Raw genomic sequence first — 16,396 nt, 5'->3', positions numbered from 1 at the left:
AGTGTTTTGGTCAGGGCATGTGCAAATATACATTTTTACGAATAGGGGCTTTTGTTCAGGGTTCCTTTATCGGTATTACATATAATGCATGCAGGATCTTGATCAAACAGCGAGCTTTGATGCGGTTGCTGAAGGGAGAGTTTACGACATGGGAGTTGATAAATTGCAGCCGTTAAGAAGCAAGTGGTTAAAAACAAAATTGATCATTAATAATGAATCAATTAAACCGTATATCCCCGACACACAGAAATATAACAAAACGAATCTGAAATCCATGATCAGCAAATATGGAATGGTCTATGTCAAACCCGAGAGAGGTACTTTCGGGATGGGTGTTATTAAGGCCGAGATGGACAGTCATCAACATTTTGTCTATCAGATAGAGCAAAAACGCCTGACGTTTGACAGCTTTGAATCGTTTTATAGCAGTCTGACTCGTTTGGTGCATAAAAGAAGTTATCTGATTCAGAGAGGAATCCATCTGCTTAAGCACAATAACAGACGTTTTGACATCCGAGTCATGATACAGCTAAGCCCTACCAAACATTGGGAAGCTACCGGAATCATCGGCCGACTGGGTCATCCAAAGAAAATCGTAACCAATTATCATAGTGGTGGAACCCCGATGGATATTCACAAGCTGCTACAATCGCATGCATCCACAAAACGCAGGAATGAACTGGTTCAGGAGATGAATGAGCTTAGCCTGCGCATAGCTCGTCATATGAAAAAAAAGTACCCTTATCTAATGCAAATCGGTGTGGATATCGGCCTTGACCACAGTCTGAAACCCTGGATTATAGAGGTGAATGTCAAACCGGACCCATTTATATTCAATCAATTAAAGGACAAGAAGATGTATCGCAAGGTCATACGATATTACCGCCATGCTGTGCCCAAAAAAACAGAATAACAGATTGGATTTTTCATAGGAATGGATGGAGAAGGTTTCAAGCTCAAGAGTCGCCAATGTGGCTTTAGGTTCTGAATAATGCATTTCATCCCAATTCGATTCCGAACCTATGCTAAAATAGTATATTCGAGAGTGCCAGTAACAGACACAACTCAATGTTCGTTAATTCAGCTGACGTTTTGCCGAGATGGTCTTATTGGCTATAGGGTAGATGATATTAATGTTATTGCTTTTTAGAAGCAGATTAAGATAACGAGAAACTTTTGCACAAAAGAAATGTAATCAACAGCAGCCGGTATTCTGGCTGCTGTTTTTAACTAACGTACTGACAATAGGGATTGCTGACGATCCTTTTTTGTATACTTTTATAGACAGTCAAAAAGAATATTCACTAGGCTTTCTTGAAAACTTCAAGTAAGTTAGTAAACCTAACTTATAGATTAAAGATATTATCAGAAATCTCACAACCTTCCAGCAATCTACTGCGTTATATCAGTAGACCTAAAGAAAATAAGATCAGCATTGCCAACACTTTAGGAAAAACATTGAAAAGGAGGTTTCAATCCATGAAAGGAAAAAAATTAGTATCGCTTTTACTTACGGGAGTTGTTGCTGGCTCTATAACAACAAGAAAGCAGCTTATCATTGTGAATGGCTGCTTTTACTCAACTAACGGGCAGTTATGCGTAACTTCCAGGGAATGTAAACATCTAAATAACGTAAGGAACGAGGAGGCAGACAATTCATGGGAGGAACGAATGTATGGGATGCGGAGTGGGAGGTTAACGAAGAGCAGGCGCGGACGCTGATCGGCAGACAATTCCCTCAGCTGTCATCGAAGCAAGTGAAGCGATTGGGCTGGGGCTGGGACAATACGGTTTTTCTCATTGGTGACGAGTACGTGTTCCGGTTTCCAAGAAGATCGATTGCAGTTGGCTCGATTCATATGGAAGGGAAACTGCTGCCGAAGCTGGAGGCATATATGACCATCCCCTATCCAAAACCGTTGTTTTATGGCGAAGCAAGTGACGAATACCCGGCACCATTTCTTGGCTATGCCTACGTGCCAGGAGATTTCCCAATCGGTTTGACGGAAGAACGCCGGGCTTTATCGGCAGAGACGCTGGCGAAATTTTTGCGGAGATTGCATGAGTTTCCGGTGCAGGCGGCGCTGAAGTGCGGAGTTCAGCAAGATCATCGAAACTTGACGGACATAGCATCGCGCAAAGTGAAATTGGAAGGCTTTCTATCGAAGGTGGTTGAACACTTGTCGCCGGAGGAGTCGGGTGTGATCGAAGCGTATATTAGCAGGCTGCAAAAGGACCGTGTCGAGGCGGTGAATGCACTGCTACATGGCGATCTTCATTTCAAAAATATGCTTGTGAATGAGAACGGGATCGTTTCTGGCATCATTGATTGGGGCGATCTGAACGTAGGCCATCCGGCTTGCGATTTGAGCGTTGCTTATAGCTTTTTACCACCTTACGCTCGCGGCGTGTTTTTCGAAACGTACGGAGGAGCGGACGAGGAAACGAAGCTGCTGGCGCGGCTGATCGCGGTATACATCCCCATGCTGATCTTAATGCAAGCAGTTGATGACGGGAATGAAGCGATTGCGGCAGAGGCAAAATCCAACATCATGCGGGCACTGTTGGATTAGGCTCATTATTTCGTTGCGCTATGGGGCTATGGCTATCGGCACCATTTTGTCGTTTAAAGGCAGCGATAAGGTACGATCCGCCTTCTCTGATGCCATTCTTGTCCAGCTACGGCAATAGGTATAAGTTCTTGTCAAAATGTGTCGCGGGACAAGAACATTGTTCCATTCAAAGTCGCTTATTTAGCGGCCTTTTTGTTTTAAGGAACTAGATTCTTGTCCCTTGCTGAGGAAAAGAACATTGTACCATTGCCGAAAAGGACAAGAACATTGTGTCATTTCCGATTAGGTAAGTATCTAAATAGTTTCATAGCTGGAATTCATGTAGAGTGACTAAAGAAAATAACATAAAATGTCGCGTAAATAGCGTTTTTGTTTAAGGAACCAAGCTTATTTCCAAACTGAGGACAAGGACATCGTGTCATATTCGATTACACAAATAGGTAATTATAATATGATACCTGCTTCTATAAGCTCGGTATAAAAAGACAATTTGTATAGTCATTGCTCTGCTGGGACTGTTTCTCATTTTGCAAAACGAAAGGATGCAGACAAATGGGCATCATCTTCTCGGTATCGGCTATGGATTAGTCGCTGCCGGATTCTATACCGGATTGACCCTGATTAACAAATTTATTCGTGGGCTGGAGATTGGCGCGGCATCGGGAGTGTTCTCGGTACCATTTGCGGAGCGAGGGGCCCGTGTAACCGCCGTAGAGACCTCTCCGCCGCTGATTGAATTGTTGGAAGAAAACATTTTTTTTAATCGGCTAATGTTCCAATACGTTAATCTCGCCGTTTAGTGTTTTCTTTCAGTTAGGTTAGGCATTGGACTTCTCGTATAAATTTACCCATTGTTGGACATATTTAAAAAAACATTCCAGATGACACCTAAGGAGCACCTAGCATGACTACTCAAGATTCCTACTCGAACCAGCAATCATCAGAATCGTTCAAAGATTCAAGTTTTAACTGCGAGGATACAGCATCGTTTGTTCATGCTATACAGGAATACCTGCATAGCCCTCCCGATCTTATTATCCATTCAATGGTTATATCTTCAGATATTCCTTGCCAATGTGTATTTTTTGAGACGCTAACAGATAAGAATAAAATTGAGCATGAGCTGCTCTCATTTTTAGCTGAGAAAAAGGAATTCCAAGAATCCTTCAGTACAGATGAAATTATCGCGGTCCTAAAGGGACGTATTCCTTTCAGCTCAGTATCATCCACAAGTGATTTTAGAGTGTGTATCGACAGCCTCTTAAAAGGTGCCTGCCTCATTATAGTGTCAGGTGCTCCAGAAGTGTTATGGATTAACGTCTCTCAGACCAGTCAGCGCAGTGTTGCAGAGCCTATGACGGAATCAACTGTACGGGGACCACAAGTTGGGTTTACAGAGGAAATGGCAATTAATCTCTCTCTGATCCGCAAGCGAGTCCGAAATGAACATCTTTGCATTCAGGAAGTTACAGCTGGAACAGAGACTGATACAAAAATTTCAATTATTTATATGAATAATTTGGCTTCGAATGAAGTGATAGAGGAGTTTCGCAAGCGTCTTGACGCAATTCATACAGACAGTATTCTGGACAGCGCCTATGTAGAGGAGTGGTTGAAAGAGAAGAGCTATTCTCCATTCTCAACACTGCTCAGTACAGAGAGGCCCGATATTATAACTTCACACCTTCTGGAAGGGGGTGTAGGTGTACTTGTAGACGGGAGTCCAATTGCATTGGTGGGTCCTATTACGTTCTTCCAATTTTTTATCGCACCTGAAGATTACTATCAGAGTCCAGACATTGCAACAATGCTTCGATGGATCCGATTTCTTTCTTTTATGTTGTCAATATTCGTCCCAGCCCTTTACGTGGCCGTCGTATCCTATCAGCAAGAACTACTCCCCCATTCTTTGTTAATCAGCATAGCAGGGCAAAGGGAAGGCGTCCCTTTTCCAGCCTTTGTAGAGGCTATGCTAATGATGATCACATTTGAGGTGCTACGGGAGGCGGGTTTGCGTATGCCACGTATAGCCGGACAAGCGATTTCAATCGTTGGTGCATTGGTACTTGGTCAGGCCGCGGTTACAGCGGGCCTTGTCTCTACCGCAATGGTAATTGTAGTATCGATTACAGCCATCTCCAACTTTGTAGCGCCTTCTTACAGTTTCGGGATTACTCAGCGGATTTTACAATTTTTCTATCTAATTCTTGCGGGAGCAATGGGCCTTTTCGGCGTTTTATGTGCAGTGCTGCTTACCGTCGTGCATCTTGCTTCCATGAATTCTTTCAACGTCCCTTATTTGTCTCCAGTTGCTCCCACCACTCTATCCGACTGGAAAGACATTTTAATCCGTGTGCCACGACCTTGGATGAGGGAATATCCAAAAATGAAAGGGACTAAAAGAAGGAAAAGAAGGAGGGGCCTATGAAATCTGTCTTTCTGAAGCTTATAGTTGGTGGACTCACTATAAGCTGTCTCACTGGCTGCTGGGACCGTGTTGAGATTAATGAACTGGCCGTTGTTGGGCTGGTAGGATCAGAGATGGACAAAAAGACTCACGAGCAAATTGTCTACTACCAGATTGTTAATCCCGAAGCCTTTTCTTCAAGCTCAGCAAGTGGTGGATCTCCTGTATTCACTTATACATTTCGTAGTCAGACCAAAGGAGCAATTGGTCAAAAGTCAAGTTATATGCTGCCTCGAAAACTTTTTACGGATCATTATCAGTCTCACATCGTCACTGAAGCCTATGCCAAAGAAGGTATGCGCTCTTTTCTTAACTATTATGAGCGTCAGTTCAACAGGCGATCCAGCCTATATCTGTTCATCACTGATTCTCCCCTATCTGAGGTTATGAAGACATATACTCCGCTTGAGAAACTTCCCGGGCGGCTTTTACGATCTCTGATTAGCAATACACATAAGGCTACCGGTCAAATTAGCTTGAAATCCCGTGTAAAGGATTTGGTCGAGAACTTGGATTCTTCTAAAGTAACGGTTTTGCCTATCGTCAGTTTAAAAGGAGCAAAACCACCTGACCATACCACGGGCAGTTTCGAAAACATTGATGTTAGCGAGAGCAACCTGATCCTTACCGGTGCTGCGCTGTTTAATAAAGACCGAATGGTGGGGAAAATTACCTTGTGGGAAAATGGTTATTACAATATGTTGAAAGGTGAGACGGATACTTTTTTTCAGTCCATCGACTTAAAAGGCAGTTTTGTAGATTTGTATGCTAATAAAGTCAAGACTAAGCAGCATTTGTCGCTAGTTAACGGGGAACCTGTATTGAATATTGAGGTTACCGCCCAACTTGCCATTCGGAATAATAATCAGAGAGAAAAACTTGATTGGGACAATGTCTCTCAAATTTCAAACCAATTTAATCAACAGATTATTGAGAATTCCCATAATCTTTATAAGAAAGCGATCAGAAACAAATGGGATATGTTCGGACTCGGAGATATGATCAAATATAAACGGGGGCGAGCATGGAATTTTCTTCAGAAGCAAAGTGAGGCTTGGACTCAAACCAAGCTGCAATTAACCGTCAGGAGTACAATTAATGATGTTGGCGAAATCATCGATCCGTTTAAGGAGGGTGAAGGGAATGGGACAGAGTAAAATTACGGTTTGGCAATTTTTTGTTCTGACTTTAACTTTTTTAATCGGAACGTCATTTTTTTTTACCCCTGGTGGGTTAATTAATGTTGCCAAGCAAGATGCTTGGATCGTTCCGCTTTGGGCGGGAACTTCCACTATTTTAGTGTCCCTAATCTGGTTAGAACTCTCCAAGCAATATCAAGGTCTATCGATTATCCAGATTTGTATTAAAGTAGCGGGAAAGAAGCTGGGAAGTCTGCTAGCATTGATGTATATCTCCTACTTTATTCAATTAGCAGTATTTGTTACTCGTAATATGGGTGATTTCATGAAACAAGCAATGATGCCCATGTCACCTATAACCGTGTTTCATCTCATGTTTCTCGTTATAAGTGGATATGCCGTATACAAAGGCATCGACACCATAGCTCGATCTTCAGAGTTATTATTTATCATTATGGGGGTAACGTTTATCTTCATAGTCTGTTTGGGATTGACTCAATGGGATTCAGGGCGATTTCAGGGAATGTTTAGAATGGATCTATGGAAGACGATGAAGGAGACCCGTTCAATCTTTGGCTTCCCATTCCTAGAATCGTTGCTTTTCCTAATGCTGTTTCCTTTCGTTAAAAGTAAATTGAAGAGTAGCTTTATCTTGGCAATTGTAATTGCAACAATTATGCTAAGCTTTTCAACGTTTTTTACGATAGGGGTGCTTGGTGTCACGCGTGCTTCCCATGATACCTATCCGTTGTTTGTCATTGCGCAGGAGATTCATATTGGGTCCTTTTTCGAACATATGGAATCTACGATTGCATTGATCTTGTTAGTAGCTATCTTCATAAAATTATCGATCGCTTATTATTGCTCAGTTCTCGGCATATGCCAACTCTTCCGGATTAAAAATAGATCTTGGATAACGCTTGCGCTCATTTTGCTTATTTCAGGTCTGGCTCTGGGATATGATAATGTAGTGGAGAATATCGAATTCAGCAAAAAATATGATTTTGAATATACGTTAATCTATAGCGTATTCATTCCACTATTGCTTTTAATTGTCACTTGGATACGTAGGAGCAGAAAAAAATCCATGAGGGAGACGACCTCATGATCTGGTTTATTGTGTTTTTTATAACAGTGCTGGGGATTTGTCTGTTTATCATGATTAATAAACGTAACGCAAAAAAGGAAATTGTAGTTTTCTTAGTGATTGCCTTATTGGGATTTACTGATTGGATCAGCATTTTTCTGAACAATAAATTCAAACCCACCAAGTTAATCTCCATACTAATGGATTTCGTAGGCTTATAGGATTTAAGTTGAAAGAATTATTTTGGTTGTAATATATTATTCGTATTAATCAAATAAAGGGGATATAGATAGAAAATTGTCGAGGGACAAGAACATAGTCCGATTGCCGATTAGATGCACATCTAAACATTAATCACATGAACTTAATACTGTATTAAGACCATAACGAAGACTTTATTTTCTGATTCCCTAGCTGTTGCCGTTTCATTTTTAAGAGCCAGTCTAAACTATGACTTTACCCAAGCGGGGTTTCGTCATCATTAACGCCTTCCGATGTTCCTCCCCAGGTTTCACCCCATATGCGCATCTCCCGAAGTACAGGTATGTACGCCTTTCCTTTATCTGTTAGCGAATACTCAACAGTAACAGGTGAGGTAGGGAACACCTGACGGTTGATGACTTCATGCCGCTCAAAATGACGCAGGACATCCGTTAAAGACTTGATGCTGACATTGTCTAAATATCTTCGCATCTGATTAAATCGCTGCGGACCCAGACTAAGTAAGGTGAGTACCAAAATAGCCCATTTTCCGCGAACAACCTCCAACGCCTCGCGAATGGAGATGAGACATTGTTCGTCCTCTTTGCTTATATCCACAAAATCATCCCTTACTATAGTATAGTTAGTCTAATTTATAGAGCTATATAAAAATAATGTGTCTACTTTAAAGTATACACTAAATAATTTATAGTAACAATTAAGCTCATTTAACTGCAATGGTTGAATTTGTTTTGAAGGTCGACTACAAATTATTTAGAATATCTTGTGCCAACTTGGGGCAAGGAAATTATGAGGAGGAGAGAAGCATGTCCGTTGAACAATCGTCACAGAAGGTGGAGGCGCAGTTTTTTGATGTTATTCAAGATCGGAGATCTGTAAGGTACTATGATTCCGAAGTAAAGATCTCACGGGACGAAATGAAGGATATATTGCAGCTAGCTACACTGGCTCCTTCTGGCGCCAATCTCCAGCCGTGGAGATTTCTCGTCATCGACTCGCAGGAGCTAAAACAAAAACTGCTTCTGATCGCCAACAGCCAGCAGCAAGTGATTGAGGCTTCAGCTGTCATTGCGATACTCGGAGATTTAGAAGGCTATAAATTGGCCGAGAAAGTATACGGGATGGCGGTCGATGCGGGGTACATGCCTGAAGAGACAGCTAATTCATTCGTGGAGCGATACCAAAGACTGTTCGCGAGTATGCCTCCAGAAAATGTACTCCGAAAAGTATTTATTGATAGTGGACTGGTATCCATGCAGCTAATGCTTGTCGCTCGTGCAAAAGGCTATGATACGGTCCCGATGGGCGGCTTTGACCAAGTAAAATTTGTAGAAGAGTTTGATATTCCGGCGAGATACGCTCCTGTTATGCTTATCGCCATCGGCAAGGCGGTGAAGCCCGGACACCGGACGGTAAGATTACCGATAGAAGATGTCGCTTTCTTTAATGAATTGCCTAAGGATTGATATTAATCATTTATGTAATATAAAAGAAGCTAAAGGATATGAAATGCACCTCCAATTGTTAACCACTACTAACAATTGGAGGTGCATTTTAAGTTTTTTGCGGAGATCAAGAAACTTCGTAATGAGGTGGTACCTGATCCTTATTGATCATTAATGAGGATGTCCCTGGACATTTGCGCTGTGGGGCGGACCACTATTTCACTTACATCCACGCCATTTGGTTGCTCAACTGCGAACGCAATAGCTTTAGCGATAGAGTAGGGGGAGAACCCAATGTTCTGATAAGCTTCGAGTTTGGCTTTCATCTCTGAGTCATTTATGGCGTCCAGGGAATCCAATTGTGTGGATCCAAGGTGAAACGATCGTTACTCGAAGCTTGTTGCTGGCATCTTGAAGCAGGCCCTCAGAAATCGCACGAACGGCAAGCTTTGTCCCCAGACTGGCCTTCGGCTCGCTGAACAGTATGGTGTGGAAGACCTTTAAAAAATTTGATTACACTGTGTATAAATTAACCTTAGCTTCATATGGTCTCAATGTAATAATATTTTGAGTATCAACAAGTACAGTTTCCGACTTGTAGTTGGAAATCAGTATTTATCCAGGTTGAGGAGTATATGGATATTTAGGGTTTGCAAAGACATAAAAAATAGAGCATGCAACTGTAAAGGGGTTGTACGCTTAGTATTTGCATCCTAAACGTACAGGATAGTTCCAATTTAATACGTTAGCCATGTATAGAACCATAGATTAATCTTCACTAAGTGTGGAGAAGCAATTTAACATTGCATTTTCAAAAAGAGAATTTATGGTACATTAAAAGTGGTTAAAATTTGAATTGTAGGAGACATGGTTAGGATGGGATATGTAGTAAAACTGCCGAAAGCTGCTGTCTTTGGAGCTGCAAATGGAGTAATATTCATGACTTTTTTTGGAGCCCTTTGGTCTGCAATTGGTATTATTGGTTCAAATAAACTGGGAGCTCCTTGGCTGCTTGTTCTTTCAGGTATTGTGACATTAACGTTGCTAATCGGAGCTATTTCGCTAATTGGGAAAGCACGTGACGTGAACCATGTCACTACACCGAAAGAGAGGGAAATGAGGAATAAAATTAACCGGAAATTTGGTATGATCTGTGGTTTAGAAGGTCTGGCAATCTTGATTACAAGTGTGCTTTGTAACTTATTTGATCGCTTTGAAGTCTTTTTCCCGATCATGGCTATCATTGTCGGAGTCCATTTTTTTCCTTTAGCGCGATTGTTTCGAGAGAATTTTTATTATGGTACAGGTATAGTGCTCAGTATTCTAGGCATCATTTCTTTGTTTATACCACTGAATACCACTTTGGGCGATGTATCTCTGATTGCGAGGTCTATTTTTATCGGTTTCGGTTCTGCTTTGACGCTGTGGGTGACAGGTTTAAGGATCTGGATAACCATGCTCAAGCAATTGAAGAAATAGGAAAAGGATATGCTCTGCTGAATCAGTTAACTTCATGGAGTCCACGAGACTCTTTTAGGGTAAAGAAGTCGTATTAAGGCCAGTATTCAATTAACGGGAAACGATAGCTCAATAAGATAAAGCAGCTGATCATCGTGATCGGCTGCTTTTGTTAAGCTCCCTCGAAATGATACAATTTCCTCACACAGGCTCATTGATTACAGCAGTTCTTCCAGCAGAATTGAGTATTACCATTTAAGTAAAAATGAATCGATACTTAATAAATGCTTATGTCCTTATCAGCATGATAGTGCTAAAGGAGAAATTCAATCGATGATATCGTACACACCACAAAGGGTAGGGAACGGTCGAGGGACAAAAACTTGGTATCATTTCGTATTAGGTAATTATCTAAATAGTATCATGAGGGAGAATATCGAACCACACTAACCGAACCAAATACCGACAACACAACTTTGTTTGTTCTTACCATATTTTAATCTCCTGTAACAGAAGTAGGGGGCGCATCTGTAGTTCGACCGGCCTTAAATCCGGAAGCGAGCAGCAGGACCAAAAATCCCACGGCGACGCCCCACAAAACGAAGGCGTTTGAGCCGACCGCGTCCAGTCCTCCGAAGTACATCACTTCCCGCAGCCCTTCTGCCGTGAACCGCAGTGGCGTCCACGAATAGATCCAATCTCGCGTTGTCTGCGACAAGAACTCCGGAGCCATGTTCAGCAGCGGCATGGAGAAGAACATCAGCAGTACGAGCAGAGGCATAGCCGGAAATCCGATCCAATTGAGTAATGAAGATTGCAACAAGAAGAACGCCGATCCAGCCAACCATAAGAAGAACCAAGTCTCCCTCGCGTTCGCTAGTTCCATGCCGTACCACGACAAAGCCATCCATACGGTGAAGCCTGACGCTATACCAACGGTCGCAAGTCCCACGATAGCTTGCAGCGCACTTACTGTCCATCTCCTTGAACCCGCGGCGACTGCCTTCTGGCTAGCCAGGAACAAAACTATCCCGGTCACCAGACTGCCGATCCACATGATCTGGGTCAACAAACCTGGCGCATTCCCCGACGCATTATTCACTCCCGGTGGATGCACGACGTCCTCCTGAACGGTCACCGGTGTCATTAAAGCTGTTGCCGAGTCAACAGGAATTTGCTCCGTTTGCTGCCCGATCTGCTCAAGCAGCAGCTGCAACAGTTCCTCGCTTATCATTTGCATCGCTTGCCTCATGGTCTGTCTTACGACCAACGAGGCTTGGCTGTTCATCCCTTCGTTGGCGATGATCTTCACATTAGGATGAATCGGTGAGGGAGTTGCTAACGAGAGTAAACCGCTGCTCAAATCCGCCGGAATCACTATCACTCCGTAATATTCGCGTTTATCCAATCCTTCCCGAGCCGTTTCCTCGGAATCCACGATATGCCATACGAACGGCATTGCCGGGTCTGACACCAACTTTTCCCGAATCATTTCCCCAAACGAAATCGTTCCTCCAGTCGACAGATCCGCCGGCCGGTCAAGGATAACGAGGGCCACTGGAAGCTCCTTGGGCTTCGATCCCAGCACCGATCCCATCATCGCTACCCCGAATACGGTCAGCACGATCAGGACGAGCACTAATCCGATCCACATCATTTTTTGTGTCAATATTTTCATGATTCTCTTCCCCTCATCACTTCATTGCATTGAACAAAAATAGCGTTGCTGAAGCAACGCTCCTGTATCCATTGGACTTTAAAATTTTCCATTCAAGTACATTCGTGAAGCGAAAGACATCACCGTAAATAAATTTGGCGATGTCTTTCTTGCGATTCAGCTACACAAACTTCAAAATCTACTGTTCGTATTTTTCCGTTTTTCTTCCGGTAGAATGGCCTCGATAACGTCCCAATGCTCAGCGATCTTTCCATCCTGTACGCGGAACAAATCGTAGAAAGCAGTATGTTGACCATCAAATTGACCTTCGCTCACGGTAAGAACAAAATCGCCTTGCCCGATAACTTGATGGACATGAGTATATTGAAACTCAACTTTTTTCTCCTTCAGAGCCTGCAAAGCAGCGTGAAGACCAGAAAGGCCGTCTGCAATATGAGGACTATGCTGAATGTAGGTATCTCCATCAAAGTAAGAGGCAAGCAGATCAGGGTTATTTCCGAGCAAGATGTTTTCAACATAGCTTTTGACAAATGCTTTGTTGGCCTCCGTCTTGTCGATATCCTTAATCGTAACCGGTCCGTCAATCATTGAATGATTACTTGGTGTCTTTTCCACCATCTCTTGCAAATTGTCCCAATGTTCAACGATTAGCCCATCCTCAAAACGGAAGATATCAAATACGATTTTAGGGCCGTGAAAATGATATACAGAATGAAGAGCCACATAATTTCCGTCAACTAAAGCCCGCTTAATGCTTACCTTAGTACCAATTCCCTTTAAATGATCAAGAGCACCAAGCATGGTTTCACGACCATCGAGTAAGGCCTGGTTGTGCTGAATATATTGATCTGGATGAACGTAAGCCGTAATCGCTTCGGGATTGCCGCTTTCAAAACTTTCCAGCACGGCGATTGTCTTACGAACAAGCTCATTTTGATGGTTGAATGTCATTGGTAAATCCTCCTTGGAATTTTTTTGGTCATTAGATAAATAATGAACAGAACGTTGTTTATTTATCTGATGCTTATTATAATAGTGGTTAATATAACGCTCAATATTCAATATTTTTAGCTATGATGGATAACAGACAACTTCATAAAACTTTGTCGCTTAACGACCTAAATAAATTTAGGGGGAACGAATACAATGAATAAAAAAATCGACCTAAGAATACTGCGCACGAAACAATCGATTCGAAAGGCGTTTTATGAGCTTATTCAGGAAAAAGGATACGAGGCGATTACGATCCAGGATATTGCCGATCGGGCTATGATCAATCGAAATACTTTTTATCTCCACTACCAAAACAAGCCTGATTTATTAGATACATGCATGAATGAACTGTTAAGCGATTTAAAGGATGCAGTCGTTCTTTGTCCGATCAGCATGAATCTTTTCAGCATTTCTCTACTCGAGACAGTCATGCAAACTGTACTGGAGCATATTTCCCTAAGTATGACCTTTTACCGTTCCATGTTAATTGAAGAGAATCGAATCTATCAGTTTCAATCGAAAATGGAGAACATCATTAATGATAAATTAATTGAGGGGTGGAAACCTGCTAAGGAAAACTCCACACTAGCGATATCCAAGGAATTGCTGATCGAATACCTCGGATCGGCTTTCATGGGCATTGTAATTTGGTGGATTAAAAACGATAAACCCCTTCCTGCAGATGAAGTTTCATCTCAGTTTAGTAAAATTGTTGCCTATGGGCACTTAAGAGCTGCCGGCATCGCCGTAGAGGAATAAAATTAGCGAGAGTAAAGGGAGCACAGGCACTAATAAAGGGCGTAAACGAAAAGCCAACGACGATTTGGTTGGTCATGCTGTCTCAGCCGACCACCCCGATATTGAAATCAAGAACAATTACTGGATACCGTCTAAGCGTTGTTGAATAACGCTTTAGCGGTATTTTCATATTCATGGAGAACATTGCGTTTTTTTAGACGGTTACGAATATCAATAAATTTAAAAGGATGCCAATACGTTAATTTCGCGTTTGGCATCCTTTGTTTTTTACTTAATAGTAGAGGCTTATTGCATCATGGTATTTTTGTTAAAATGAGAACTACTCATTTCAATAAGAGTATTATTATTAACCCATGTTAGCGTGCCAGCATGATTATTTCTAAATGGGCTATAATGGTTGAAACGGTTAAGAACTTGGTCAATGTTAATGAGAATCTTTATCTGTTTAACTAAGCTAACTGGCAAGTTAGCGTAACAATGGTAAACGTTATAATCTATATAAAATGACCTTAACCACTTAAACATATGATGAGAGGTTAAACGCTGGCGGCTAGGTATTAAAGAATAACAATTTGGGACTGAAAATAGCTGTTGTAGATCGTAGAACTAACGGCTAAAAAATTTGGTTTTCCTTGATGGAGCTACTACGAGTCAGATCTTTGGAAGAGCAAGTGAATTAGACTTAGAGTTGTGCAGCACGGAGTATAGCTCTATACAACGAAGAACTATAATGGATAGAAAATTTTATATTCCCATTTCATTTTCTATGGTTAGATAAACAAGAGTAAAAAATTATGTACTGATTTTTTACCGATTAAATAGTTGTTAAGGTTGTCAATAAACAATGTAACGCAATCAGGAAACTATAGCGTAACAAAAAATGGAGGATTCTGCGGGCGGATGTTGCTCCATTTTTTTGTTAAACTAAAGGGCAGTAATCTTGAAATAAAGGCAAGGTAAATGTTCCATCCCACGCTTGATGCATAATAATATCCAAAAATATTAAAAAGAATACAGTCGGGAGGTAGAGATTGTGCAAGATTTACAAGGGAAAATTGTTCTCATTACGGGAGCCAGTTCTGGAATTGGTCGGGCGACGGCGCAATTAATGGCTTCTAGAGGGGCAAACGTTGTCATCAACTACAATACAAACAAAAAGGGAGCAACAGAAACAGTTACTGCGATTCGAGAATTGGGTGGTGAATGTATAGCTGTCCAAGCAGATGTTACTAAGAAAGACCAAGTTGAGGTAATGGTTCAAGAGGTTGTTTCGATTTATGGAGCCGTTCATGTATTGGTAAATAACGCTGGTGGAGGCATTAAACAGAGCACATTCATGGATATGACCGAGGAACTTTGGGACGATACCTATGCGTTGAATGTAAAAAGTATCCTTCTATGTTCACAGGCGGTATTAAAAGACATGCTTTCACGAAAAAGTGGTAAAATTATTAATCTTTCTTCGGCAGCGGCTCGTATTGGAGGTTCGGGCGAAAGTATCCACTACGCCTCAACAAAAGGTGCAGTAAACACGATGACAGTTGGAATGTCTAGGGAGTTTATTGAATATGGGATTATTGTAAATGGAGTCGCCCCCGGAATTGTTGAAACACCATTTCATGATAAGTTTGCCCCTGAAGATAACCGCCTCGAACGATTAGTAGCATCCGTCCCAATGAAACGTGCTGCAACTCCACTGGAAATAGCAGAAGTCATCTGCTTCCTCGCATCAGATGTAGCAAATTATATTTTAGGGGAAATCATTACCGTAAGTGGTGGTAGATGAGTGAAAAGAACTTGTACCTATTGCCGGAATGGACAAGAACATAGTCCGATTGCCGATTAGATGTACATCTAAGCATTAATTACTTGTACTTAAAGCTTTATTAAGTACCATAATACATGAAAATGTTCACATTGTTATGTGACAACTGACAAGATGAGAGGTTAAACACGGTTGCTCGGTATTAAAAAGGCGAAATATCGGACTGAAAATAGCTGCTGAGGACTAGAACATGTTCCTGTTGCCGATTAGGCGTGTATCTAATGGTCATCTTGCCCTTCAATTCATTAAACTAAGGCAGGTTACACTAACGGTAGAGCGTACTTAGAGGGATTACAATCTTAAAGTGGCATTATTGTTGAGCGTGTAAGAGTAGATGGGAACCTAATCGTTCTGAATTTAACGGCGAAGATATTGCCGATTTGCGCAGTTGACAAACTTGGCATCCGTCCAAGGTATTTCCATCTTAATAATTAGGCAAAAGCCAGTCGATTCTTGAAAGGAGGATCAATTCTATTCAATCTTAGGCGGGCATTGCAAGATTTATCTTAGAATTAATAAAGTGTCTAAACCTTTGAAAGATAAGGTTAATGGTATATCGATTCCAGAAATCTAAAGGTTATTTGAGCTCCTAACAGCATAGCGTTGATGAGTCTTCTTTTATTGAATTCTAAAGATAATTTAATTCTCGAAAATGGTAACCATATATTTATTTATCAGATATTGTATGATATGATACTTAGGAAAATAGTACCAGTCGGAGGGTGTAAATCGTGAAAAAAAAGTTGCTGG

The 16,396-nt window shown here is 41.5% G+C and carries 12 protein-coding genes and 1 pseudogene; 10 read left to right on the top strand and 3 right to left on the bottom strand.

The annotated features are described in order from the left end of the window. Positions 1–148: 148 nt before the first annotated feature. The 6 genes and pseudogenes from HP548_RS19175 (at position 149) to HP548_RS19145 (ending at position 7,287) form a co-directional block, all read left to right on the top strand. Positions 149–913 carry a YheC/YheD family protein gene (locus HP548_RS19175; RefSeq protein WP_076288753.1) on the top strand — a complete coding sequence of 255 codons (765 nt, stop codon included), beginning with the start codon at positions 149–151 and terminating at the stop codon, positions 911–913. A gap of 745 nt (positions 914–1,658) precedes the next feature. After that, positions 1,659–2,573, top strand: coding sequence for a phosphotransferase (locus HP548_RS19170; RefSeq protein WP_175382535.1), 915 nt, complete (start codon positions 1,659–1,661; stop codon positions 2,571–2,573). A gap of 488 nt (positions 2,574–3,061) precedes the next feature. Then, a pseudogene (locus HP548_RS33410) lies at positions 3,062–3,328 on the top strand (hypothetical protein); the annotation flags it as partial. A 149-nt stretch (positions 3,329–3,477) separates the two neighbouring features. Beyond that, the gene (locus HP548_RS19155) at positions 3,478–5,001 is read left to right on the top strand and encodes a spore germination protein (protein WP_099859070.1); all 1,524 of its coding nucleotides are present in this window, start codon (positions 3,478–3,480) and stop codon (positions 4,999–5,001) included. Then, positions 4,998–6,197: a Ger(x)C family spore germination protein gene (locus HP548_RS19150; RefSeq protein WP_076288750.1), complete on the top strand. Its 1,200-nt coding sequence runs from the start codon at positions 4,998–5,000 to the stop codon at positions 6,195–6,197. The genes HP548_RS19155 and HP548_RS19150 overlap by 4 nt, the downstream gene beginning before the upstream one ends. Further along, positions 6,184–7,287 (top strand): GerAB/ArcD/ProY family transporter, encoded by a 1,104-nt coding sequence (locus HP548_RS19145; protein WP_099859068.1) that lies wholly within the window; start codon positions 6,184–6,186, stop codon positions 7,285–7,287. The genes HP548_RS19150 and HP548_RS19145 overlap by 14 nt, the downstream gene beginning before the upstream one ends. A gap of 435 nt (positions 7,288–7,722) precedes the next feature. Here the strand turns inward: HP548_RS19145 and HP548_RS19140 are convergent, their stop codons facing one another. Next, positions 7,723–8,085, bottom strand: coding sequence for a winged helix-turn-helix transcriptional regulator (locus HP548_RS19140; protein ID WP_076288747.1), 363 nt, complete (start codon positions 8,083–8,085; stop codon positions 7,723–7,725). A 209-nt stretch (positions 8,086–8,294) separates the two neighbouring features. On the opposite strand from HP548_RS19140, the gene HP548_RS19135 reads away from it, so the two are divergent. Together HP548_RS19135 and HP548_RS19130 are read left to right on the top strand one after the other, a co-directional pair. Further along, the gene (locus HP548_RS19135) at positions 8,295–8,954 is read left to right on the top strand and encodes a nitroreductase family protein (protein WP_099859067.1); all 660 of its coding nucleotides are present in this window, start codon (positions 8,295–8,297) and stop codon (positions 8,952–8,954) included. Between the two features lie 855 nt (positions 8,955–9,809). Further along, complete coding sequence (locus tag HP548_RS19130) at positions 9,810–10,412, top strand: DUF7010 family protein (RefSeq protein WP_175382534.1); 603 nt, start codon at positions 9,810–9,812, stop codon at positions 10,410–10,412. A gap of 475 nt (positions 10,413–10,887) precedes the next feature. Here the strand turns inward: HP548_RS19130 and HP548_RS19125 are convergent, their stop codons facing one another. Both HP548_RS19125 and HP548_RS19120 read right to left on the bottom strand, forming a co-directional pair. Then, positions 10,888–12,069 carry a YhgE/Pip domain-containing protein gene (locus tag HP548_RS19125; protein ID WP_175382533.1) on the bottom strand — a complete coding sequence of 394 codons (1,182 nt, stop codon included), beginning with the start codon at positions 12,067–12,069 and terminating at the stop codon, positions 10,888–10,890. 171 nt (positions 12,070–12,240) lie between these two features. Then, complete coding sequence (locus HP548_RS19120) at positions 12,241–13,131, bottom strand: nuclear transport factor 2 family protein (protein WP_246318125.1); 891 nt, start codon at positions 13,129–13,131, stop codon at positions 12,241–12,243. An 84-nt stretch (positions 13,132–13,215) separates the two neighbouring features. On the opposite strand from HP548_RS19120, the gene HP548_RS19115 reads away from it, so the two are divergent. Both HP548_RS19115 and HP548_RS19110 read left to right on the top strand, forming a co-directional pair. After that, positions 13,216–13,821: a TetR/AcrR family transcriptional regulator gene (locus tag HP548_RS19115; protein ID WP_175382532.1), complete on the top strand. Its 606-nt coding sequence runs from the start codon at positions 13,216–13,218 to the stop codon at positions 13,819–13,821. A gap of 1,033 nt (positions 13,822–14,854) precedes the next feature. Then, on the top strand, positions 14,855–15,607 hold the full coding sequence (locus tag HP548_RS19110; protein ID WP_099859060.1) for an SDR family NAD(P)-dependent oxidoreductase: 753 nt from the start codon (positions 14,855–14,857) through the stop codon (positions 15,605–15,607). Positions 15,608–16,396 lie beyond the last annotated feature (789 nt).

It is taken from the genome of Paenibacillus taichungensis (genome assembly GCF_013359905.1).
GTDB lineage: Bacteria > Bacillota > Bacilli > Paenibacillales > Paenibacillaceae > Paenibacillus > Paenibacillus taichungensis.
Note: the sequence above shows the minus strand (reverse complement) of the source record. Positions and strands in the feature narration are given on the sequence as shown.